20 protein-coding genes are annotated in these 25,299 nt (G+C 36.4%); 18 read left to right on the top strand and 2 right to left on the bottom strand.

Annotation, left to right across the window (positions count from 1 at the left end):
* Window positions 1–11: 11 nt before the first annotated feature.
* From fabF to BN1225_RS13160, 5 genes are all read left to right on the top strand, one after another.
* Window positions 12–1,253 carry a beta-ketoacyl-ACP synthase II gene (fabF, locus tag BN1225_RS13180; protein WP_041140242.1) on the top strand — a complete coding sequence of 414 codons (1,242 nt, stop codon included), beginning with the start codon at window positions 12–14 and terminating at the stop codon, window positions 1,251–1,253.
* Between the two features lie 2 nt (window positions 1,254–1,255).
* Window positions 1,256–1,684, top strand: coding sequence for a 3-hydroxyacyl-ACP dehydratase FabZ (gene fabZ / locus BN1225_RS13175; protein WP_041140241.1), 429 nt, complete (start codon window positions 1,256–1,258; stop codon window positions 1,682–1,684).
* A gap of 2 nt (window positions 1,685–1,686) precedes the next feature.
* On the top strand, window positions 1,687–2,388 hold the full coding sequence (locus BN1225_RS14225; protein WP_052466710.1) for a biotin--[acetyl-CoA-carboxylase] ligase: 702 nt from the start codon (window positions 1,687–1,689) through the stop codon (window positions 2,386–2,388).
* 137 nt (window positions 2,389–2,525) lie between these two features.
* Entirely contained in the window at window positions 2,526–3,398 is an 873-nt protein-coding gene (locus BN1225_RS13165; protein WP_041140240.1) for an AraC family transcriptional regulator, read from the top strand.
* A complete protein-coding gene (locus BN1225_RS13160) occupies window positions 3,398–4,093 on the top strand; it encodes a DinB family protein (protein ID WP_041140239.1) in 696 nt (231 codons plus the stop codon). The genes BN1225_RS13165 and BN1225_RS13160 overlap by 1 nt, the downstream gene beginning before the upstream one ends.
* 18 nt (window positions 4,094–4,111) lie before the next feature.
* Here BN1225_RS13160 and BN1225_RS13155 read toward each other — a convergent pair whose 3' ends face one another.
* Together BN1225_RS13155 and BN1225_RS13150 are read right to left on the bottom strand one after the other, a co-directional pair.
* Window positions 4,112–5,878, bottom strand: coding sequence for a DUF885 domain-containing protein (locus tag BN1225_RS13155; RefSeq protein WP_052466708.1), 1,767 nt, complete (start codon window positions 5,876–5,878; stop codon window positions 4,112–4,114).
* 45 nt (window positions 5,879–5,923) lie between these two features.
* Window positions 5,924–7,189, bottom strand: a complete 1,266-nt coding sequence (locus BN1225_RS13150) for a D-alanyl-D-alanine carboxypeptidase family protein (protein ID WP_041140237.1) — start codon at window positions 7,187–7,189, stop codon at window positions 5,924–5,926.
* Between the two features lie 201 nt (window positions 7,190–7,390).
* Here BN1225_RS13150 and BN1225_RS13145 point away from each other — a divergent pair, with 201 nt between their 5' ends.
* The 13 genes from BN1225_RS13145 to BN1225_RS13085 all read left to right on the top strand — a co-directional run bounded on the left by BN1225_RS13145 (window position 7,391) and on the right by BN1225_RS13085 (window position 25,260).
* On the top strand, window positions 7,391–8,155 hold the full coding sequence (locus BN1225_RS13145) for a TrmH family RNA methyltransferase (RefSeq protein ID WP_197066568.1): 765 nt from the start codon (window positions 7,391–7,393) through the stop codon (window positions 8,153–8,155).
* 11 nt (window positions 8,156–8,166) lie between these two features.
* The gene (locus tag BN1225_RS13140; protein ID WP_041140236.1) at window positions 8,167–9,348 is read left to right on the top strand and encodes a MalY/PatB family protein; all 1,182 of its coding nucleotides are present in this window, start codon (window positions 8,167–8,169) and stop codon (window positions 9,346–9,348) included.
* Window positions 9,349–9,505: 157 nt separating this feature from the next.
* A complete protein-coding gene (gene fba / locus BN1225_RS13135) occupies window positions 9,506–10,372 on the top strand; it encodes a class II fructose-1,6-bisphosphate aldolase (protein WP_041140235.1) in 867 nt (288 codons plus the stop codon).
* Between the two features lie 89 nt (window positions 10,373–10,461).
* On the top strand, window positions 10,462–11,244 hold the full coding sequence (locus BN1225_RS14220; protein ID WP_052466704.1) for an FUSC family protein: 783 nt from the start codon (window positions 10,462–10,464) through the stop codon (window positions 11,242–11,244).
* Window positions 11,245–11,340: 96 nt separating this feature from the next.
* Window positions 11,341–12,465, top strand: coding sequence for an aldo/keto reductase (locus tag BN1225_RS13125; RefSeq protein ID WP_041140234.1), 1,125 nt, complete (start codon window positions 11,341–11,343; stop codon window positions 12,463–12,465).
* A 390-nt stretch (window positions 12,466–12,855) separates the two neighbouring features.
* A complete protein-coding gene (locus BN1225_RS13120) occupies window positions 12,856–16,740 on the top strand; it encodes a hypothetical protein (RefSeq protein WP_052466702.1) in 3,885 nt (1,294 codons plus the stop codon).
* Between the two features lie 153 nt (window positions 16,741–16,893).
* Entirely contained in the window at window positions 16,894–17,739 is an 846-nt protein-coding gene (locus tag BN1225_RS13115; RefSeq protein ID WP_041140233.1) for a Cof-type HAD-IIB family hydrolase, read from the top strand.
* 80 nt (window positions 17,740–17,819) lie between these two features.
* Complete coding sequence (gene ybaK / locus BN1225_RS13110) at window positions 17,820–18,290, top strand: Cys-tRNA(Pro) deacylase (protein WP_041140232.1); 471 nt, start codon at window positions 17,820–17,822, stop codon at window positions 18,288–18,290.
* 125 nt (window positions 18,291–18,415) lie between these two features.
* Window positions 18,416–18,730: a hypothetical protein gene (locus BN1225_RS13105; RefSeq protein ID WP_041140231.1), complete on the top strand. Its 315-nt coding sequence runs from the start codon at window positions 18,416–18,418 to the stop codon at window positions 18,728–18,730.
* Complete coding sequence (gene glgB, locus BN1225_RS13100) at window positions 18,730–20,547, top strand: 1,4-alpha-glucan branching protein GlgB (protein ID WP_041140230.1); 1,818 nt, start codon at window positions 18,730–18,732, stop codon at window positions 20,545–20,547. The genes BN1225_RS13105 and glgB overlap by 1 nt, the downstream gene beginning before the upstream one ends.
* Before the next feature lie 19 nt (window positions 20,548–20,566).
* On the top strand, window positions 20,567–22,948 hold the full coding sequence (locus tag BN1225_RS13095; RefSeq protein WP_041140229.1) for a glycogen/starch/alpha-glucan phosphorylase: 2,382 nt from the start codon (window positions 20,567–20,569) through the stop codon (window positions 22,946–22,948).
* 277 nt (window positions 22,949–23,225) lie between these two features.
* A complete protein-coding gene (locus tag BN1225_RS13090) occupies window positions 23,226–24,020 on the top strand; it encodes a zinc dependent phospholipase C family protein (RefSeq protein ID WP_041140228.1) in 795 nt (264 codons plus the stop codon).
* Between the two features lie 10 nt (window positions 24,021–24,030).
* Window positions 24,031–25,260: an MFS transporter gene (locus BN1225_RS13085; RefSeq protein ID WP_041140227.1), complete on the top strand. Its 1,230-nt coding sequence runs from the start codon at window positions 24,031–24,033 to the stop codon at window positions 25,258–25,260.
* Window positions 25,261–25,299: the final 39 nt, after the last annotated feature.

Below are 25,299 nucleotides of genomic sequence, written 5' to 3'. Positions count from 1 at the left end.
GGAGCAGACGAATGAAAAGACGTGTAGTAATTACTGGAATAGGGGCAGTGAGTCCAATCGGGAATACTGCTCCTGATATGTGGGAAGCAGTAAAAGAAGGAAAATGTGGAATTGATTTCATCAAAGGCTATGACACAACGAACCAACGTGTGAAATTAGCCGGAGAAGTAAAAAATTTAGTAGTAGAAGATTTCATCGATAAGAAGTCAGCTAAGAAAATGGATCGTTTTACACAATTAGCGATGATTGCTTCAAAAGAAGCTTTTGCCGATTCACAAATTAATATTGATGAAATTGATGCTACCCGTTTTGGCTGTATCATTTCCAGCGGAATCGGTGGATTGCAGACGATCGAAAGAGAACACAGCAAAGCCTTGGCAAAAGGATATGATCGTGTCTCACCTTTCTATATTCCAATGGTTATCACCAATTTAGCTGCCGGTAATGTAGCGATTGAGGTAGGGGCAAAAGGAATGTGTTCTTGTGTCGTGACTGCCTGTGCCGGTGGTACAAATTGTATCGGGGATGCATTTAGAAATATTCGCGATGGCTATCAGGAAATCATGTTAGCCGGAGGAAGTGAAGCCGCAGTGACTCCATTAGGAATCGGTGGATTTACTTCAATGAAAGCTTTAAGCGAATCAACAGATCTAACGCGTGCCTCAATTCCTTTTGATAAAGAACGTAACGGTTTTGTTATGGGGGAAGGAGCCGGCATCGTTATTTTAGAAGAATTAGAACACGCCAAAAAACGTGGAGCAAAAATCTATGGTGAAGTAATTGGTTATGGTTCAACTTGTGATGCTTATCATATCACTGCTCCTTCACCGGATGGAGAAGGCGGAGCCAGAGCCATGAAAGAAGCCATTGCCGATGCAAATATTCAAACAGACATGATTCAATACATCAATGCCCATGGAACATCTACTGCTATGAATGATAAAGGTGAAACAGCCGCTATTAAAGCAACATTTAAAGATCATGCTTATAAGCTGGCCGTCTCTTCAACCAAATCAATGACAGGGCACTTATTAGGTGCAACCGGAGCGATTGAAGCGATTATCACGACAAAAGCCTTGCAGGATGGATTTATACCAGCCACGATCAACTATCAAGTTCCTGATGAAGAATGTGATTTGGATATCGTACCGAATACAGGGAGAACTGAAGATATCGAATATGCTATCAGTAACTCATTGGGATTTGGCGGACATAATGCCACTTTAGTATTCAAGAAGTATAAAGGAGAATAAAAATGGAATTAAACAGTAATCAAATTCAGGAAATTTTACCGCATCGCTATCCCTTTGCTTTAGTGGATAGAATCACTGATTATCAGCCGGGAGAATATGCAAAAGGCATTAAATGTGTCAGTGTCAACGAAATGCAGTTTTGCGGTCACTTCCCACAACAACATGTAATGCCGGGAGTATTAATTGTTGAAGCTTTAGCACAGGTAGGAGCGGTTGCTATCTTATCTGTTGAAGAAAATAAAGGAAAGATTGCCTTATTTGCCGGCATCAACAACTGTAAATTTAAACAACAGGTCATCCCGGGAGATGTTCTTGAATTAGAATGTACGCTGATTAAGAAAAAAGGGCCGATCGGAATCGGTGAAGCCATCGCCAAAGTAAACGGTAAAATAGCCGTTAAAGCGGAATTAACGTTTGCCGTTCAACAATAAGTATGTTTCATATTCACCATTTTGAATCCATTGATTCTACTAATACTTATGCGAAAAAGAATATTTCAGATTTTAACCATTATGATGTCATTTGGGCAGATTATCAAACTCATGGTCGAGGGCGAAGAGATCATCAGTGGATGGCCCCTAAACAGGCACATGTAATGGCGAGCATTATCATAAAAGAAGCCATTGAAGCTAACTGTATCCAACAACTGACTCAAGTATGTGCGGTAAGTATATGGCAGTTATGCCAGTCTCAAGGGATAAAAGCAAAGATCAAATGGCCTAATGACATCTATGTAGGGGATAAAAAGCTAGTTGGCATTTTGATTGAAGCTGTCTTTGAAAAAGAGCTTCAAGGCATTGTGATCGGAACCGGAATCAACGTAAAAGAGGAGGGGCTGCCATCAACGGCCACCTGTCTGCAATCTTTAGGGAGTTCATTAGACATTCAAGAGACTTTAGAAAGCTATTTACATTATTTCAATGAGAATTACCAGCTGTTTAAAACAGGAAAATATGAGCAATTACTAAACATTGCCAATGAACATGCTTATCTAAGAAATAAAACTGTTTATTTAGAGGGATATGGCAATGTTGAGATCGGAAATCTTTTAGAGGATGGACGTATTGAAATTAACCAAGGAAATCAAACGCATTACATACATGTCAATGAATTTACGCTAGCAAGGAAGTGCTGAACGTCACTTCTTTTTCTTTAAGCAAAAAATAATAAGGACATGCTATAATGGGGATAGAAAATACGGACACATTGAAGCATGTATTGACAGGACAGAATAATCTTAAATGATTAATGTATTGTTAGGAGGGAAAGAAGATGGATTGGACAGAAACTTTAAAAAGAGCAGTCAATTATATTGAAGAACATCTTTTAGATAATATTAATGTCAATGATATAGCGGAAAATGTTTATGTTTCTTCTTTTCATTTTCAGCGTGGGTTTAAATTAATGACCGGGTATACCCTTAATGAATACATAAAAGGGCGCAGACTTTATTTAGCCGCTTTAGAGTTTGTCAGCAGTGATATAAAGGTGATCGATTTAGCTTATAAATATGGTTACGATACCCCTGAGAGCTTTACGAAGGCATTCAGCCGTTTTCATGGGGTTGCTCCAAGTCAGTTAAAAGGAGATACTAAAAAAATAAAACCATTTTTACCTCTCAAAATCTCCATATCAATTAGTGGAGGGAATGAGATGGATTATGTGATAGAAAAAATGAATTGTTTTAAAGTCATTGGGATAGAAAAAATCATCTCTTATGAAACCTCGTATCAGGAGATTCCGGCTTTTTGGGAAGAATTTAAGAGAGGAGATTATACGAAACAAATACCACAGGAAATAATCAATCAATTTCATATTGGTGAATTTGGAATTTGTATGAATACAGGAGCGAATAAAGATAACTTTTACTATATGATTGGTGGAATTTACGATGGCAAGCCTGTACCCCAAGGGTTAAACGTATTCGAGATTCCTTCTGCGGTTTGGGCAAAATTTAGATGCAGCGGCTCGCTTCCGGGGGCGTTACAAGCTGTAAATACAAAGATTTACAAAGAATGGCTTCCGGGAAATCCCCATTATGAATTAGATTTAGGTGTTAATTTAGAATATTATTCAATTGGGGAAATTACCGCATCCAATTATAAAAGCGAGATCTGGCTGCCGGTTAAAGAAAGGGGAACATAATGAAATACTTTGGTCAACAGCAGGGAAATATGCATAAACAATTATCAAAGATGATTTATAATCCAAAAAATATTGACGAGGCAAAACAATTATTTCTGGATATGCACACATTATTGCATTTGGCAATGATGACTCAGACACCAAAAAATGAATTGGATGACCTCTTATCTGATCTTAAAAACGAAGAATATGCAATCATGCCAACAAAGCAAGATGAAACAATAGCGTGGGTGCTGTGGCATACGGCTCGAATAGAAGATTTGACAATGGGGGTATTAGTCGGACAGGATAAGCAAATCTTCAATGAGGAGTGGCAGCGAAAAATGAAGGTTAAAATTAAAGATACCGGCAATGCATTAAATGATGATGAAATAATGGAATTAAGTCATCAAGTGGATATCCCGGCACTTCTTGAGTACCGCAATGTGGTTGGAAGAAAAACACAGCAAATTGTTTGTCAGCTAAAAGCGGAAGATATGCATCGCCCTGTCTCTTTGGAAGGAATCCAACAAATCAAAGAAGAGGGAGGGGTAACATCTCAAGACGATTCAATGTGGCTATTGGATTACTGGGGAAATAAAGATGTAGCCGGATTACTATTAATGCCTGCCAGTCGTCATCTTATTATGCATTTTAATGCATGTTCAAAATGGAAGGAACACATTCGTACTCACAATAAATTTTTTCGTCAATAAAAGGATGCCTGAGCATCCTTATTTGTTTTCTTTAATATATTTTTCGATATTTTGCTGAACAATGCTAAATGGAGCAGTTCCGCTTTCCAATAATGCAGTATTAAAACCTAATTCGGTAAATTTACTTCCAAGGTCTTTTTCTGCCTTATCTTTTAGTTCTCTGATTTCCATGTACCCTACATAGTAAGAAAGGAATGCACCGGGGTCTCCTTGAATTTGATCATAGATGGCATCAACAGAACCCACACTTAATCCATTATCACTCAAGAATTTCTCGGTTTCAGCTTTATCCCAGCCATGATAGTGAATCCCAATATCCATCAAGGCAACCAAGCTATTCTGATATACTTCTAAATCACGGTATAATTCTCTTAAATTAGCATTGATACCGATACTTTCCAAGGCTTCAAACTCTACATAAGTAGCATAACCTTCAGAATAGCCCAACATATTCACACATGTATTTAAGTAGTTATTATCTAAATGCTGTTTAACATAATTCATCTGATACATATGACCGGGGAACCCTTCATGGGCAATCGTTTTAAATGTAGAGATATCATTCACATTTCCGCTTGTCATGTTGACACGAATGACATCGGGATGAGTGTTGTCGATAGGAGAGGTCATATAGTAAGCGGCAATACCGTTATTGGCAGTTTCTTCCGGTAATGCCTGAATATTGTAAGGAACATCGTTAATAGTAGGGAAGTTTTCTTTGCTCCAAGTATTCAGATCTTTAAGCATCGTATCAAAGTCAGTATAATTTGTCTTTGTTGTCCCCTCATAATAATCATCATAGGCACTCGGATTTTTTTGCGCAATTTTCTGAGCGCTGGCGATGCTTTTTTGAGCTAAAGATTTCAATGCTTTTTCAGCGTCGGCAACAGATTTATTTGAAGCTGTTTTTGCTTTAAACAAATATTCATAATATTCTTTCCCGTTTTCAACATTTGCTAAGCCCAACGCATTGCTGTCATCTGATTTCAATGCCGTGATCGTATCCACAATATTTTGATAGGCAGGCAGGAATGACTGAGTAAACGCCTCTTTTGTTTGAGCGATATAATTGTTTTTAGTGTTTTCGTCAATTCCTTCAAAGTCATTGATATTTTTACTAAGTGCTGTAAGTATAGAGCTGTTTTCACCGTTTTCAACAATCTTATTGCAGTATTCGATGATACTGTCAGCACTTGCGTTCGACATCATATAGCCTTGTTCTTTTTGCTTTTTAGTATAACTTAACGCATCATCTACATAGCGAGACACATCCTTCATCAAAGTAATCATATCTTGAATATCACGTTCTGTATAGAAGACAAAATCACTGAAGATCGTAGGAAACTGTGCCTGCAATCCTTGCATAGGTGAGAATGCATTGGAAATATAATCAAATTTATCATTAATGCCTTCTTCTGAAAGATTCATCTGATAATTGATAATATCATAAGTTAATTGCTGATCTGCATTTAAAGCAGAACGGTTAAATGCTTTGAATTCTTTTTTTGTTTCTTCAAATTCATCCAATGCTTTTTGAATAGCTGCATCACTGAAATCATCCCCTAATGTCACTTCAACATCATCACGATTAACTCCGTATTTTTCAGCGTCAATGACACTGTAATGCAGATTAAAATAGCTCGATGAGATATAGTCTACAAACTCCGCATTGACAAACTCATCAAATTTTTTCTGAGCCTCCGGATCTTCTCCGTTTTTTTTCTGACAGCCAGTCAATGTCAGAAATAAGGTCAGAACTAAAGATAATATAACTGATTTTTTCATGATAATCCTCCTTAAAGTGATTATACACCATTTTGGAGGAAATTATTAGTAGTGGTATCGTTTTTTAGTGCGTTGTTTTCTCCTTCTTCTTCGTATAAAATATCGTAAAGCAAATAATCCTGCTGTCACTAAAATAAGAAGAATCAAGATAATGCCTAAAACAATTAATATAAAATCAAAGATATCAAACTTAAATATTTTAGTATTCAGATAAACATTGTTTGAGGATAATACTTTTCCATCTTGTTTATATTCGAGTTTTCCGATTACCTCTCCTTTTTGTGTATCCTTATTAATAGGATCAAGAATAATTTCTGCGGTAATCGGATACTGCACCGTATCTTTATAGGCGGTTACATTTTCGGGAATATCACAGGCATAAAAATGCTTAGCAGAGAAATGATAACTGCTTGGTAAAATTGCTTCAGGAGCAGGAATATTGATATTCAATGTGGATTGAGCGGTATAATGTTCAAAACCATAATTAAATAAGGCTTGTGATTCTTGAAAGTTAGTTTTGCTGTCAGGTAATCCAAAAGCGGCAACAATCAGTTCCACCTCTCCTCTTTTCGCATAAGAGATCAAGGTCAGATTCGCTTCTTCCGTATATCCGGTTTTAGAAGCCTGAATGCCTTCTACATAATAAGGAGATTCATTGTAGATCAAGGAATTATGTGTATAAAGTTCTCTTTCCTCACGAATATTTGTTGCAGGGATTACATATTCATCCGCAGATAGATATGTCGTAAATCCTTCAACCTGAATCCCTTGACGCATAACCATGGCTAAATCATAGGGGGTTGTATAGTGATTATCATCATGCAAGCCATGAGGGTTAGCAAAATGGGTATTCTTCGCTCCGGCCTCTTGTGCTTCTTTATTCATCATTTCAATGAATTGTTCATATGTACCGCCAACTGCTTCGGCAATCCCGTTGCAAGCATCGTTTGCAGAAGGAATGGCAGCTGCATATAACGCGTCTTCCATTTGAATAACTTCACCGGGTTCCAAAGCGATATTGCTTGCACCATCTTCCAAAGAAAAGACATCAAAATCCGAAACAGTAAAAGACTGATGGATATCCCCGTATTTTAAGGCTAATAAAATCGTCATGATTTTAGTGGTACTTGCCGGATAGACTTTTTGGTCTACATTTTTCCCATAAAGAACCGTTCCGGTTTTCGCATCCATAATAATATAAGCAGGAGCTGTAACATTAGGCTCCGGTTGTGTATCTGTGGCATAAAGCGGTTGGATTTGTGTTAGAAGCATCCATCCGACAATTAAAAGTGTTAATATTTTTCTAGACATTATCATTCTTCCTTTCAATACATTAAAGGTATTATAAAACCATCATTTTGTCTAGTTAAATATATCATTATTTGTCATAATTTGTCATAAATAAAAGGAATAATTTTAAAGCCTGTTATTTCAGTAAACCTTTTAAAATTATTTATTAATAAATAAAGAGTGTGTTATAATGAAAGCATAAAACATGATGGAGGTTTGTTAATGAAAGCATATCAAAAAGAAAGTGATTATTCGTATACTTTAGGTGTTTTTCCTACCATCGAACTATTAAAAAACAAACCTGAACAAGTCAAGCGAATTATTCTGCATTCCCAAGCCGATAAAAACAGTGGTATTCCGGTAATCAGGGAACTTTGTGATAAAGCAGATATTCCTATCGAAATAAGTGATAAAACGATTAATAAGCTAAGCAAAAAAGGAAACTGCTATGCGATCGGTGTTTTTGCTAAATACCAGACGGTTTTAGAAGAAGCACATCATGTCGTATTGGTGAACCCTGGAGATATGGGGAACATGGGAACCATTATTCGAACCATGCTTGGTTTTAACTATCGTCATTTAGCTATTATTCGACCGGGTGTGGATGTGTTTGATCCTAAAGTCATCCGTGCTTCAATGGGAGCAATCTTTAATATGAATATCCAGTATTTTGACAGTTTTGAAGAATATCGAGATTTGTTTTCTGCTCATGACATCTATCCATTGATGCTGAAAGGGGCAAAAAACATTCATCAGGTAGAAATAACCAATCAGTATCACAGCTTGGTTTTCGGAAATGAAAGCAGCGGACTGCCGGAATATTATTTAAACTATGGACAGAGTGTTTTTATTCCTCATACAGGACTGATTGATTCGCTTAATCTGTCTATGGCATTGGGGATTACATTATCCCATTTTTCTAAGCCGCAATTTGAAACAATGTCTGTCCTGGAATTTGAGTCAGCAATAAAAAATAAACATATATAGGGGGAAAGAACATGTATAACTTTGATGAAGTTGTTGAAAGAAAAGGAACGGATTCCGTAAAATGGGATCAGACAAAAGCCAAGGGATATCCTGAGGACATTATCCCAATGTGGGTAGCCGATATGGATTTTAAAACCTTACCGGACATTAATGAAGCCATTAAAGAGCGTGCTGAACATGGTATTTTTGGGTATACCTTTGTAGGAACTACATATTTGGAGGCAGTATGCGGCTGGATGAAAAACAGACATCATTTTAATGTGGAAAAAGACTGGATTGTCACGACACCCGGTGTTGTAACAGCATTAAAGATTGCCGTATTGGCGTATACACAAAAAGAGGATGCCATCATTATCAATAAGCCGGTGTATTATCCATTTGATTTTTCTATTAAAAACAATGATCGTAAGATTATTGAAAATCCGATGATTTACGAAAACGGACAATATACAGTGGATTACGAAGACTTTGAAAAGAAGATTATCGACCATAATGTAAAGATGTTTATTTTATGTAATCCATACAATCCAATCGGTAAAGTTTGGACAAAAGAGGAGTTAAAGAAAATCGGAGACATCTGCAAAAAACATCATGTATTAGTGGTAGCAGATGAAATTCATCAAGATTTTATTTATAAAGGGTACGAACATATTCCGTTCTATAATGTTGATGAAAGTTATAAGGATTTTTCTATCATCTGTACAGCACCAAGCAAAACGTTTAACCTGGCTGGCTTACAGACTTCAAATATCATTATCGCAAATGCACAACTAAGAGAAAAATTCATAGCGACAAAAGAGAATACAGGAGTTACGAATCCAAATATTTTTGGGTTGATTGCCTGTGAAACCGCTTATCGAAAAGGTGCACAATGGGTCGACGAACTTGTTGCTTATCTGGAAGCAAATATCGATTTCATGGTCGATTATTTTGAAAAGCATATGCCGATGTGCAAAGTCATTCGTCCACAGGGCTTATATTTGGTATGGGTTGACTTTACTGCTTTAGGGTTGGATCATGAAACACTGGAAAAATTTATGTTGGAAACAGCGAAGTTATGGCTGGATGAAGGGTATATCTTCGGAACCGGAGGAGCAGGTTTTGAAAGATTTAATGTTGCATGTCCTCGTTCGGTCTTAGAAGCAGCTTTAAAACAATTATCAACTGCGATTGAAACAATATCTGCCAAATAGGCAGATTTTTGTTTTCTGAAATCATAGCGCTATCATTTTTCAAACATGTTTAAAATTGTGAACAAATTTAACATTTCTTTTATAAATAGTGGATTAAAAACAAAAAACATAGTAAAATGGGTATGAAATTAAAAAAGAGAAAAGGAGTGTTTAGAATATGGGATTAGTTTCAGCAACAGACATGCTTGTTAAAGCAAAAGCAGGGAAATATGCAGTTGGACAATTCAATATCAATAACTTAGAATGGACAAAATCTATCTTATTGACAGCAGAAGAATTAAAATCACCTGTTATTTTAGGTGTATCTGAAGGTGCAGCAAAATATATGACAGGTTACAAAACTGTAACAGCTATGGTGAAAGCAATGATCGAAGAATTAAATATCACTGTACCAGTAGCTTTACACTTAGATCATGGTAGCTATGAAGGGGCTAAAAAAGCTTTAGATGCAGGATTCTCATCAATCATGTTTGACGGTTCTCATTATCCAATCGAAGAAAACATTGAAAAAACAAAAGAATTAGTAGAATTATGCCATTCAAAAGGTGTATCTATCGAAGCAGAAGTTGGTTCTATCGGTGGAGAAGAAGATGGTGTTGTAGGTAAAGGTGAAGTAGCAGATCCTAAAGAATGTAAAATGATTGCAGATTTAGGTGTTGATTTCTTAGCAGCCGGAATCGGAAACATCCATGGTAAATATCCAGCTAACTGGGAAGGGTTAGACTTTGAAGCACTAGATGCTATTCAAAAAGAAACAGGAGCATTACCATTAGTATTACATGGCGGAACTGGTATTCCAGCAGATATGATCGCTAAAGCAATTACCTTAGGAGTATCAAAAATCAATGTAAATACTGAATGTCAATTATATTTCCAAGAAGCTACACGTAAATATATCGAAGCAGGAAAAGATTTAGAAGGTAAAGGATTTGACCCTCGTAAATTATTAGCACCTGGTGCTGCTGCTATCCAAACTTGCGTGAAAGAAAAAATGGAATTATTCGGAAGTATCGGTAAAGCATAATAAAACGGAGCGCTCAGCGCTTCTTTTTTTTATTGCGTCAAACTCAAAAATGAGGTACGCTATAAAAGTAATTTTTGAGGGGGAAAACTATGAAACGTTATATTGGGTTAAGAACACTAAAAACGGGGATTGCAGTGTGTCTATCGGTCATTGTTTCAAATACACTTGGATTGGAGTATCCTTTTTTTGTTTGTATGACGGCAATCATTTCAATGGATAAAACATTGTCATTATCGATTAAAATGGGAAAAAATCGTGTCTTTGGAACACTTTTGGGAGCTTCTTTAGGTTATGTTTTTCACGCTGTTTCACCCGGGAATCCTCTTTTATGTGGTATTGGCATTATGTGCCTGATCGTTATTTTAAATCGCTTAAATATGTCCGGGGCAATAGGGATCAGCGGTATTGTTTTTAGTGCGATAATGGTTCATCTGGGAGATAAATCACCTTTTCTTTATGGGATGCATCGTACATTGGACTCTTTTGTAGGGGCAAGCATTACATTATTTGTAAATCTCTTGATATTGCCATATTATAATATCTCTAAATTAGAAGCTAAAATCGAGCATTTCAATTTATTTTTACGTCAACAGCAAAACATAGCACTTAATAATGTCATCGATGAAGACCAAATGAAACAACTGCAAAAAGATATTGAATTTAATATAGATATGTATTTACAGGAAATAATGAGTGCTAAAAAGAAACAGGAAGTGCTTGACTTATGTGCGAAATATCATTTGCTTAAGCAGGCAAGTGAACAATTACTAATCTCAATGAATACTAAAGAAGATGACTATGTAAGTCAATATCATTTAGATAAAATGAATCAGTCGTTAAATCAGTATGACCAGCTCATTACAATAGGTTGAGTCGACCGCTGAATATTTATATTTTTCCTGCGAAAAAACCTCTTGCCTTAAAGTTAACTTTAAGAGATATAATAAAGGCTGATAGGAGGAATAATAATGGAAATTAAAAAATTAGGATTTGGATTAATGAGATTGCCTTCATTAGATCCCAATGATCCATCGGTTATTGATATGGAACAAACAAAGAAGATGGTCGATACTTTCTTAGAAAGAGGATTTACTTATTTTGATACGGCTTGGATGTACTGTGGTTTTAAAAGTGAAAATGCAGCCAAAGAAGCGTTAGTCGATCGTCACCCAAGAGACAGTTATACACTAGCAACAAAACTGCATGCAGGATTTCTTCAAAACAAAGAAGATCGTGACCGTATTTTTAATGAACAGTTAGAAAAAACCGGAGTGACTTTCTTTGATTATTATTTACTGCATGATATTAATACACATAGTATTGAAACATATAATGCACTAGATTGCTTTAATTGGATTCAAGATAAAAAAGAAAAAGGGCTAGTGAAACATATTGGTTTTTCTTATCATGATGGTCCTGAGTTATTGGATAAAGTTTTAACTGAACATCCTGAATTTGAATTTGTACAACTGCAAATTAATTATTTAGATTGGGATTCCGCAGGGGTTCAATCAAGAAAATGCTATGAAGTAGCTACAAAACACCATAAACCCGTTATTGTCATGGAACCCGTAAAAGGTGGAACACTTGCGAAAGTACCTGAATCAGTAGAAAAGATGTTTAAGAATTATGCTCCAGCGGCTTCTATTCCATCTTGGGCAATTCGTTTTGCGGCCGGTCATCAAAATGTATGGTTAGTATTAAGTGGTATGAGTAATATGGAACAAGTTTTAGATAATACAGGGTATATGAATGATTTTAAACCTTTAAATGAAGAAGAAATGCAATTGATTGAACGTGCTGTTGCTGAAATTAATTCCACAATTGCTATCCCTTGTACAGGATGCTCTTATTGTACAGAGGGCTGTCCAATGAAAATAAATATTCCTAAGTATTTCTCTTTATATAATGCTGATCTGCAAGAAGTAGAAGAAAAAGGTTGGACACCGCAGGGAGAATACTATTCAAATTTAACCAAAACATTTGGTAAAGCAAGCGAATGCATTGGTTGTGGTCAATGTGAGGCAGTATGTCCTCAGCACTTGAATATTATTGAAGGCTTAGCAGAAGTTGCCAAGCATTTTGAACAATAAAAAGGGAGAATATATCTTCCTTTTTTGTGTTTTAGAGACTAAAAAATGCTACCACATAATGACTATTATGTAGTAGCATATAAATCTATATATCCATTTACTCTTACATTATAGGTCAAAATACCCTTGTTTTCAAGGGATTATCTAATGGTTTGAGCAGGAATAAACTGGTCTTAATTAGTAGGATTTTATTGAAATTATCTTTTTTTATGAATTACAACCTTCATTTAGGTGCCTTTAAAGGTGCTTTTTTTATGAATACAACATAATAGTCATTATGTTGTAAAAGTGCGGATGTGTTATTGAGGATAACATTAAATTTAATAAGAAAGGGAGGGGTATCAAGACGATACCGTATTAAAAGTAAAAAATAAAAATGGAGGAAATGAAATGAAGAAAAAGAGATGGCTCTTTCTTCTGCCATTGATTTGTGGGGGAATGCTGTTTGGCAACTCAATTACAATTAGAGCAGAAGAAGGCATAAATGTGGGCAGTTTTATTATAAGTGGAGGAATCAAAGATACAGATTACAGTTATGCAGGCGGTATTTTAACGATTCTTAGCAGTGAAACTTTAACGATCAAAAATAAAGATATTAATACACCGGCAGCGGATCGAATCCTTGTACCGGAAAAAGTAAAGGCAAATCTTGTATTTGCAGGTGTAAATATAAAAACCAATTCAAATAGTCCATTTACGTTGACACCGGATAGCGATGGTGATGGAAAAGGGGCATCTGCACAAATCATCTTAGCGGATAATACGATAAATACATTAGTTTCTAATTCTACTTATTATCCGGGGTTAAGAAGTGGAAAAACAACATCTTTGATAATCGATGATGCCATTGTAAATGAAGATATCAATGGCAATGCAATTATTCCTGAGTTAGGGAGAATACCAAATGATGTGACACTATCTAATGGTACAAAATTAAATAAAGGAGATCGTCTGACTTTATTAGATAGTAAAAATGCCGGGACACTTAATGTTACTGGGAGTAATTATGCAGCCGGAATTGGCGGCGGTGATGGTGAAGATGGCGGAAACATCACGATTAATGGTGGAGTGATTAAGGCGACCGGGATAGGAACTGGTGGTGGAGTTGAAAATGGCGGTGCCGGAATCGGTGGCGGAAATTATGCTGCCGGTGGAAATATTGTGATTAACGGAGGTACAATTACGGCACAAGGGGCTTATCATGCGGCTGGAATCGGTGGCGGATATGCAACCGGTTATGCTTCTGCTCCTCAACCACTAACTCCGGCTGTAGTAGATGCCGGAACGGGGAAAGCCAAGAGTGGAAATATTACGATTAATGGAGGCTTGACCTATTCTAATGGTGGTGCTCATGGAGATGCTTTTGGCGATGGCTGTGTCGGTTTTACGACAACGGATCAATATAAAATTATCGTGACAGGCGGAACAATTATACCAACGGCAGTCAGCGGACGATATGATTTAGGTGGTTCACAGGCAGATGTATTCGTTTTAGGCGGATCATTAAGTGCCAGCCGTTTTTCAAGTATGGGCGGTACAGTCGCATATGGCGATATGGATAAAACTACCCAGGTCTTTATGACAAAAATCACATTGAATAGCTGGGGAACAGATAAAGTCGGGACAACGTTGGTTGATGATATGGAAATGAAAATAAATGGAATCAATTACAATTACGGCGTTCCATCTTATACTGATGCCAATGGAGTTTTATATTTTTGGCTTCCCGATACAAATAAAGGAGCCGAAGTAAGCATTGATCTTGATATTATTGATAAAACAACGAATACAATCGTAAATACAGATACTTTCTTCGCTAAAGATGTAGGAAATGGAAGCAATACCTTTTTGAAGCAATATATTAACTTTGACATTGGGAATGAAAATATGCCTAATGGATTAATTACAAAAAGATACAATGGCTTAGGATTAAATGATGAAGAAATAAAAAATATTGTTGCTGGGTTGAATTTAGCGACTACTATTCCAACAGGCGGAGTACTTAATGATGCCTCACAAATGACGATTAGCTCTCAACTATTAAAAAGTGATGGCATAACACCTGAAGATAATGCTGAAATCACCGATGGAAGCAATGCCGATGGCGGAAAATATCAGCTGATTATTACGTCTACTCAGTATGCTAATTCAGCGTTGCAAAACTTTAAAGACTCTTATTGGGGACATCGTACCTATTTTAAATATGCAGAAATTACACCTGCAGATACAGAATCGATTTTATCTATTGAAGGATTAAGCAGTGAACCCGATACATTTAGACCGGATAAAGTACTCACCTTAAAGGCTAAAGTAAAACCGGCAGATGGCGAAGGGTTGGCGTGTGCTTCACCTAAAGGATCAGTTCAATTTTATATCAATGGTAAAAAATACGGAGAACCTGTAGAATTAACTGCACAGGCAAAAGAAAATGACAGCAGTTATAATTATAGTACAGCTTCTATTGAATGGAATCCATTGACAGATAGTTATTGTACGGAAAAAGAAATTCAAAATATCTCATTTGAATATATCGGAGAAGATCCAAATTATACATATGGCACACAGGATGAAATCAACTTGAAGTTGGATAAATTAAATATTGATGTGGATGGTGATGGTATTCCCGATATCAATATTGATACTGACCACGATGGAAAACCCGACATTAACATTGACTTGAACAATGATTGGAAACCCGAAATTAATTTAGATACGGATAATACCGGTAATTGGAAGCCAAGCAGTGAAGGTGGGAATGCAGACGGGATTTGGAAACCTGATACCAGTATCGATACCAATGGCGATGGCAAGGGAAACAGTGACTACTATCGCCCGGCGATTGATTTAGATAAAGATGGAGTAGATGATAATTGGAAACCAAATACAGAAGTTGCAACAGATACGATCGATTATGAAACAAGTAATCCGAATATTAATATAGATACGAATGGGGATGGCAAACCAGACGTCAACATTGATACGAATGGCAACGGCAAACCCGATACTAACATTGATACGGATGGAGATAATATTCCGGATATCAACATTGATGTAGATGGCGATGGTATACCGGATATTAACATTGATACAGATGGAGATGGGAAACCCGATATTAATATTGATACGAACGGAGATAAAAAACCGGATATTAATATAGATACCGATAATACAGGAATTTGGAAGCCAAGCAGTGAGGGCGGAAATAAAGATCATGTATGGAAACCTGACACTAGCATCGATACGAATGGTGACGGTAAAGGAGATAGTGATTACTATCGTCCGGTTATTGATGTAGATAAAGATGGAGTAGATGATAATTGGAAACCAAATAAAGATGTTACGACAGATACGATTGATTATGAAACAGGGAATCCGAATATAAATATTGATATTGATGGGGATGGCATACCGGATATTAATATAGATACAAACAAAGACGGTAAACCGGATACTAATATCGATACCAATGGTGACAATATTCCAGACATCAATATTGATACGAATGGCGATGGAAAACCTGATATCAACATTGATGCGAACGGAGATGGAAAACCTGATATCAACATTGATACAAACGGAGATGGAAACCCCGATATCAACATCGATACGAATGGAGATAAAAAACCAGATACTAATATTGATGTAGATGGCGACGGTGTACCGGATCTTAATATTGATACAGATGGGGATGGCAAACCGGACATTAACATCGATACTGATGGAGATGGATTGCCTGATATAAATATTGATACCGATAATACAGGAATTTGGAAACCAAGCAGTGAAGGTGGAAACAAAGATAAAATATGGAAACCGGATACTAATATTGATACCAATGGGGACGGTATTGGAGACAGCAGCTATTATCGTCCGGCTATTGATTTAGATAAAGATGGGGTAGATGATAATTGGAACCCGAGCATAGATGTCAATAATGGCTCTATCATCTATGATACATGGAATCCAAATATCAATATTGATACGAACGGAGATGGAAAACCTGACATTAATATCGATATAGACGGAGATGGTATTCCTGATCTTAATATTGATACCAATGGGGACAATATAGCGGATCTCAATATTGATGTGAATGAGGATGAACTGCCTGAAATAAATATTGATAGCAATAATGATGGCGAAGTGGATATCCTTATTAAAGGAATAGATACAGGTGACCAAAACACTATTATGAGCTATGCTTTCTTCTTATTGGTAAGCGGAATAGGATTCTTTTATGCAAAGAAAATAAAATATGACGAAGATACTGAATAATCGCAGTATCTTTTCTTTTGATAAAAATCATTCATTTTATTGATTAAAAATAAAGTGATATATGAAATAAATGACTCACTTTAATGTAAGGGCATACTTTTAAAATGAAATTATGTTAATATAAATATATACGTTAAAGGAGGAACATGAACCATGAGTAAAATTATCTTTATTGATGTTGACGGAACATTATTGGATTATGAAAACAACCTGCCTGCATCAGCAGATAAAGCCATTAAATTAGCGAGACAAAACGGACATAAAGTGTATATTTGTACAGGAAGAAGCAAAGCAGAAGTGTATTCTTATTTATGGGATATTGGACTGGATGGGATGATCGGCGGAAACGGAAGTTATGTGGAAGATCATGATCATGTTGTGATGCATCAGGTAATGACCAAAGAACAAGGGAAGCATATTGTAGATTGGTTAAAAAGCAGGAATTTAGAATTCTATTTAGAAAGCAATAACGGTTTATTCGCCAGTGAAAACTTTGAAACAAGAGGAGAACCGGTGATTCAGGAATACAGCCGCAGAAAAGGGAAAGACAATAGTGATAAGCTGACGGTTAAAGATGTTTTCCCGGAGATGATTTATGGCGGAGAATTATATCGTGATGATTTGAATAAAGTCAGCTTTATCCTAGAAAGCTATCAGGATCATCTTGACTCTATTAAAGAGTTCCCGGATTTAAAACCGGGAACATGGGGTGGAAAAGGAGAAGTTGCTTTATTTGGAGATCTAGGTGTTAAAGATATCACAAAAGCTAACGCAATCGATCATTTACTGCAGTATTTAGGAGCGAGTATTGAAGATACAATCGCTTTTGGTGATGCTAAAATTGATATCCCAATGTTGGAATACTGCAAGATCGGTGTAGCAATGGGAAGCGGCGGCGATGAGATTAAAGCAATGGCTGATTATGTCACAGATGATGTCGATCAAGATGGATTATATAATGCTTTTGTTCATTTTGGGTTAATCGATAAAGAGGCTTAAGAAGAGATTTTCTCTTCTTTTTATATAGATTTCGTTGAAATTATTGGCTATACTTAATTGGAAAGAAAGTAGGGAGAAGTGTGGCAAATAAAACCAATGCATTAAGAATGCTGGATAAACAAAAAATATCTTATAGGATCAAGGAATATAAAGTAGATGAAGAGGATTTATCCGGGGTACATCTAATTGAGCAACTGGGATTAAAAGCTAATGAAGTCTATAAAACACTTGTCTTGATAGGAGATAAAAAAGAGTATTTAGTAGCATGCATTCCGGTGGATAAGGAAATTGATCTAAAAAAGCTGGCAAAACTGTCCCATCATAAAAAAGTGGAGATGATTCATCAAAAAGATTTACTAAGTATTACCGGCTATATTCGCGGAGGATGCAGTCCCATTGGCATGAAAAAACTATTTCCGACTTATATTCAAGAAAATATCCTTGATTTAAAAGAAGTGTATGTAAGTGCCGGAAAACGGGGATTACAGGTTATCCTTTCGCCCCAAGACCTCATCCATACCGTTAAAGGACAGATTGGGGATATGAATTAAGAGTATTGATTTAAAAATAATCAATACTTTTTTTCTATACTAATGACGGGTTATGTCAATATTTCGGTCTTTAAAAATATAGGTTATCAATTAGCCAGAAAGTATAATAGGGTAGAGGTGACACTATGCACGAAAGTTATTACAGCTTGAAGCCAAGATGCGGAAGTGTAGAAATGATGGAGAGAATCCGTCATAATCCGCCCATTTATATTTCTTTATATGAAGTCGTTTATTATGATGACTGCTTATATCAGCAGCGTTATTCTAAGACCGCTATAGTAAATTTGGAGGGAACCAAAAGAAATGCACTGATTTTCTATTTACAGGATGGTTCCAAGATTAATGTTTTCTTACATAAAGAACGAGTGAACATCTTATTTCATATAACAAGCAAAACGATGAAAACAGCTTTTATTCAATTAATAAGGGGGAATGAATAATGAAAGATCAATGGTTAGTTCAGTTATTTCATGAGGGACAGTGCATAGAAGCATACAAAATCTTTGGCGCACATATACTTAATAACGGCGCAGTCTTTAGTGTTTATGCGCCAAATGCCAAAACGGTAGAAGTCATAGGGGATTTTAACCATTGGCAGGGGACAAAAATGGAGAGGATCAGCGATGGGGGGATTTTTAATCAATATATTGAAGGGGTTAAAGAATTAGAAAATTATAAATATCGTATTGAAACTAAAGAGGGAAAAATAATAGATAAAGCAGATCCTTATGCCTTTTACAGTGAACTAAGACCGGGAACATCATCAAAAGTATTTGATTTAAACGGGTATGACTGGCACGATAATTACTGGCTGAAATACCGTACTAACGGATATGACCGTCCGGTCAATATTTATGAAGTGCATTTAGGATCTTGGAAGCTAAAGAAAGATTTTACAGAGGAAGAAGATGGCAGTTATTATACTTATGAAGAGATAGCCGATCAGCTAATTCCTTATGTTAAGAAAATGGGGTATACCCATATTGAACTGATGCCTTTAATGGAGCATCCTTATGACGGTTCTTGGGGCTATCAGCCAACCGGTTATTTCAGTGCGACGAGTCGTTATGGCAATCCAAAGCAATTAATGGCATTGATCGATCAATGTCACCAAAATGATATTGGGGTCATTTTTGACTTTGTACCCGTTCATTTTGTTCACGATCAGCACGGATTAAGTGAATTTGATGGGGGCTATGTCTATGAGTATCCTCAAGAGGAGCGCCGCTACAGTGAATGGGGAACCAGCTATTTTGACTTAGGAAAAGAGGAAGTACGAAGTTTCATGATGTCTTCAGCCTCTTTTTGGCTGGACTATTTCCATGTTGATGGTATTCGCTACGATGCCGTCAGTCATCTTATTTACTGGCAAGGGAATAAACATCACGGTATCAATGATGGTGCATTGGAATTTGTCAAACGCTGTAATTATCATCTGCATTCACGCTATCCGGGAATTATACTGATCGCAGAAGATTCCACTGATTTTACCAATGTAACGAAAAAAACAACTGAAAATGGGTTAGACTTTGATTATAAGTGGGATTTAGGCTGGATGAACGATACATTAAAATATATGGCCAAAGATCCTGTTTATCGCCAGTATGAACATGCCTTAATTACATTTTCTATGGCGTATAGCTTTAATGAACGCTTTATTTTGCCATTCTCGCATGATGAAGTGGTTCATTCCAAAAAGACCATCATTGATAAAATTTGGGGCAATATGCACCAAAAGATGGCACAATTAAAAACACTCTATATCTATATGTTCGGACATCCGGGCAAAAAATTGAATTTTATGGGCAATGAACTGGCTGAATTTAAAGAGTGGGATGAAAAGAAGTCATTAGGTTGGAATATCTTAACTTATCCAATCCATGATGCTTTCCATCACTTCATGCAGGATCTTCATCGTCTGTATTTGAATGAGATTGCAATGTCTAAATTCGATTATGATCTGTTAGGGTTTCAATGGATGGTTGTGGACGACAACAAACAAAGTGTCTTTGCCTTTACACGTCGTTATGAAAAAGATATTTTAGTTTTTGTTTTAAACTTTACTGAAAACAAGCATTATGGGTATATGGTGCCGGTTCCGGTTAATGGAAAATATATAGAACTCATTAATACGGATCAGGATATTTATTCAGGAGGAAACTTTATTAATGGAGCAAAGATAAGTGAAAATTATTCACTGCAAGTGAATATCGCCCCTTTTGCTTCCATGATCTTTAAATGTAGTGTATCGAACTGATACGGAAGGGAGATTTTTCGTGTTTACAAGTAAAGAAGAATTCATTATGGAATTTTCTAAAAGAATTATCTCGACTTATGGACGCTGTGTAAGTCAGTCACATGTAACGGAGCAGTTTATGGTATTGGAAAGTATGGTACGTGACTATGCGTCCGTTAATTGGGCGACGACAAAAGCAGATATTATCAAATATAATAAAAAGCAGATGTATTATTTTTCATTAGAATTTTTAATGGGCAGAATGCTGGTAAATAACTTGATGAATCTTGGTATCTATGATGTCGCTAAAATTGGATTGTCCGAGTTAGGCATTAACATTCATGAACTGGAAGAATTGGAAACAGATGCCGGATTAGGCAATGGCGGATTAGGCAGACTGGCGGCCTGTTTCATGGATTCTTTGGCTTCCCTATCTTATCCGGGCAATGGGAATACCATCCGTTATGAATATGGATTGTTTAAGCAGAAAATAGAAGATGGCTATCAGATTGAAGTACCGGATCAATGGCTAAAACTGGGAAATGGCTGGGAAGTCAGAAAACCTAAACATACAGTAGATGTGAAATTTTGGGGAACAGTTCAATATAATAGTGAAACACAGAAATATGAGCATAAAGGAGCCGAATGTGTCAGTGCAGTGCCTTATGATGTCCCGATTGTCGGGATGGATACAACAGTAACGAACACACTGCGTCTATGGCATGCACAGCCAAGTGACAATATTCCAAGCAACAAGGATTTCAGACAGTATAATCAAGAGGTCAGAGATATTTGTCAGACCCTTTATCCCGATGACAGTACAATCTCCGGAAAAACACTGCGCTTAAAACAACAATATTTTTTAGTGGCGGCAGGATTACAAGCGATTATCAAGTATCATCTGAGCCTATATCCAAGTTTAGATAACTTTCATGAAAAGACGGTCATTCAATTAAACGATACGCATCCGGTATTGTGTATTCCTGAATTGATGCGCCTCTTAATCGATGAACATGATTATGAATGGGATCAAGCATGGTTTATCGTCAGTCATACCTTTGCTTATACTAATCATACAGTATTAGTAGAAGCCCTTGAGAGATGGCCGATTACACTCATGCAGGCCCTGCTTCCAAGAGTCTATATGATTATTGATGAGATTCACCATCGTTTCCATGATGAAGTCATTAAAAGAACTGGGGATAAAGAAAAGGCAGATCGCTTAGGAATTTTAAAAGACGGATACTGTGACATGGCACATTTAGCCGTAGTCGGAAGCTTTAGTGTCAACGGAGTTGCTTATCTGCATACCCAAATCTTAAAGAACGATGTCATGCGTGAACTAAGTGATTATTTCCCGGGAAAGTTCAACAACAAAACAAATGGGATTACTCACCGCCGCTGGTTACTGTATGCCAATCCACAATTATCTGATCTTATCAAACAACAGATAGGAGACAGCTGGATTGAACAGCCATTACTGTTAAGTCGTTTATTGGATTATTCGTTAGATCCTAAATTGCAGGAGCAGTTTATTGCGGTAAAAAAAGAAAGAAAGCAGCGGCTTGCCGATTATATCTTAAAGAATAATCATATTCAGGTCGATATTGACTCTATCTTTAATATTCAAGTAAAACGTTTCCATGCTTATAAGCGACAGTTATTAAGCGTTTTAGGGATTATTTATCAGTACTATGAAATTAAAAACAATCCTGATTATCAGATGTATCCGCAAACCTTTATCTTTGGCGGAAAGGCAGCACCGGGCTACTACTTTGCGAAAACAGTCATCAAATTAATTAACAGTGTCGCAAAAGTGGTCAATGAAGACGAAGACGTATCGAAGTATATGAAAGTGATCTTTATTGAGAATTATGGTGTCACTTTAGCAGAACTGATTATTCCCGCCGCCGATGTTTCTTTGCAGATTTCCACAGCAGGAAAAGAAGCAAGCGGAACAGGCAATATGAAGTTCATGATGAATGGTGCTATTACGTTAGGAACAATGGACGGTGCCAATGTGGAAATTGTTCAGCAGGTCGCTAAGGAAAACTGTGAAATCTTTGGTCTGACAACCGCCGAAATCGAGGACTTGAAACCAAATTATCGCGTATGGGACTATTATCATAACGATCCAAAGATTAAAAGAGTGATCGATTCTTTAGTAGATGGCAGCTGGGACAATAATCGAGAACAATTTAGGGTCATCTTTGAAGAATTAATGAATCGTAATGATGAGTATTTTGTATTGGCTGACCTTGATGCTTACTTAAAAGCCTTGAATCGTATTGAAAAACGTTATCAAGATCAAGCAGAATGGGCGAAAGCATGTTTGATTAATATTGCCAAATCAGGATATTTCTCCTCTGATCGGACCATTAAGGAATATGTTGATGATATCTGGCATATCGAAAAAATCTAACCCCATCTTATAACAGTATTTTATAAAATCATACTACTCCTATGAGCCAGGTATGATTTTTTATTTTTTGACATTTGCTTTGAGAAAATTTAGAGATCTGGTTATTGTCATAGGATTCTTGTACTGCAAAAAAAGGAGTCATCTGGAAGTCGCTCAAACTATTAAAAACAGAGAATTTATTTAGGATTAAATTAGGTTAAAGATAAATTAATATGGATTTAACTTTTTTTTGATAAAAAGAATGCTATAATGGGCATGTTAGAAATGAGGGGTTAAAATGCCATCTACTTATGCACATTACGTTTTCGGACAGTTAGTTTTAGAAGAACTTTCCGTACCACAAAAACAAATGATTATGAAAAATAGAGAACTGTATGATATTGGCTTACATGGACCGGATATTTTATTTTATTATCAGCCTTTAAAAAAGAATCCAATTTGTTCGTTAGGCTATGACCTGCATGAAAAATCAGGGAGATATTTCTTTGAATCCGCTATCCAAATTTACCATCAGCAAGAAAAGCAAGAGATGCATCTCAGCTATTTATATGGAGTGATTTGTCACTTTGCTTTAGATGCTAAATGTCATCCCTATGTGGAAAAATATCATCGTGAAAATGATGTTTCGCATACGGCTATAGAGGTTAATTTTGATCGCTGTTTATTGGAAAAAAATGGATTTAATCCTTTAAAGTATCCGTTAAGCTGTCATATCCACCCATCATTAGATAGGGCAGAGATTATCAGTCCTTATTATTCGATAACGACGCCTAACACTATATTCAAAGCATTAAAGTCAATGAATTTTTATCATCATGTTTTATCGGCTCCCTGCGATTTGAAACGTCAAATTCTTTATTTGGGGATGGACCTTGTCGGACAAAGTGCTTTTAAAGATCATATCATGGCAAAAAAAGCAAATCTGCAATGTCAAAAAAGTAATCAAAAATTAGACCAATTCATGCAAGAAGCAATTCATGAAGCCGTTTATTTAATTCGATCATTTGATCAATCACAAACAAATGGGTATCCTTTAGCTGATGCATTTGAACATACTTTTGGAGAGAATTAAGGAGGTTCTTATGAAATTCAAACTTACATCATTAGAAAAAGCATGGATTCTTTATGATATCGGTAATTCTGCATTTATTTTGTTAGTATCCACGATTTTACCTATCTATTTTAATTATTTAGCGGATTTAGAGGGCTTAAGTGAAATCCAATATTTAGCTTATTGGGGATATGCGATGTCCCTGTCGACCTTGATTGTGGCGTTGGTCGGACCCGTGTGTGGAACTCTGGCAGATATTAAAAATTTTAAGAAAAAACTTTTTGCCGGCTCTATGATGATAGGTGCAGTTTGTTGTGCTTTATTAGGGGCAGCCTCAACTTGGTTGGTTTTCCTAGTTATTTTTGTTGTTGCTAAAGTCGGATATTCTTCCAGCTTGGTGTTCTATGATTCCATGTTAACCGATATTACTACACAAGAAAGAATGGATGCTGTTTCGAGTCAAGGCTATGCTTGGGGGTATTTAGGAAGCTGTCTGCCATTTGGAATCGGTTTGTTTTTGGTACTTGGAGGAAGCAGCTTTGGGTTATCGATGACCACCTCCATGATTGTCACTTTCTTGTTAATCGCGATTTGGTGGGTAGGGATGAGTATCCCTTTACTTAAAATGTATCAACAAAAATATTATGTTGAACATCAATCCCATCTTTTCCGACAAAGTTTGGGACGTTTATGGACAACACTAAAAAATGTGAGACAGGATCGAAGAATATTCTACTTTCTCTTAGCTTTCTTTTTCTATATTGATGGGGTTTATACGATTATTGAAATGGCTACGGCTTATGGTCAGGCATTAGGCTTGGAAAGCAACAGTCTATTGATTGCGTTGTTAATGACGCAGATAGTCGCTTTTCCATGTTCTTTGCTTTTTGGACGATTATCAAAGAAATATGAGAATAAGACCTTAATTACTTTATGCATTATGGCTTATACCGGCATTGCATTATTTGCTTTAGTCATTTCCACCCAATTACATTTTTGGATCTTAGCGTTTATTGTGGGAATGTTTCAAGGAGGAATACAAGCTTTATCTCGTTCATACTTTGCGAAAATCATTCCTGCGGATAAATCCGGAGAATACTTTGGAATTATGGATATTTGCGGGAAAGGAGCATCCTTTTTTGGAACAGCGATGATTTCAATCGCAAGCCAGTTATTTAATAGTGTCAATATTGGCGTGGGAATGTTAGCCGTAATCTTTATTATTGGGTTAATTCTTTTCCGTAAATCCGCTTCCATTTAAAACCTTTTATTTATATTTCAAAGAGGTATAAACGTTTCT

It is taken from the genome of Beduini massiliensis, assembly GCF_000829905.1.
GTDB classification, from domain to species: domain Bacteria; phylum Bacillota_I; class Bacilli_A; order Erysipelotrichales; family Coprobacillaceae; genus Beduini; species Beduini massiliensis.
This window is presented reverse-complemented; position numbering and strand designations above follow the sequence as displayed.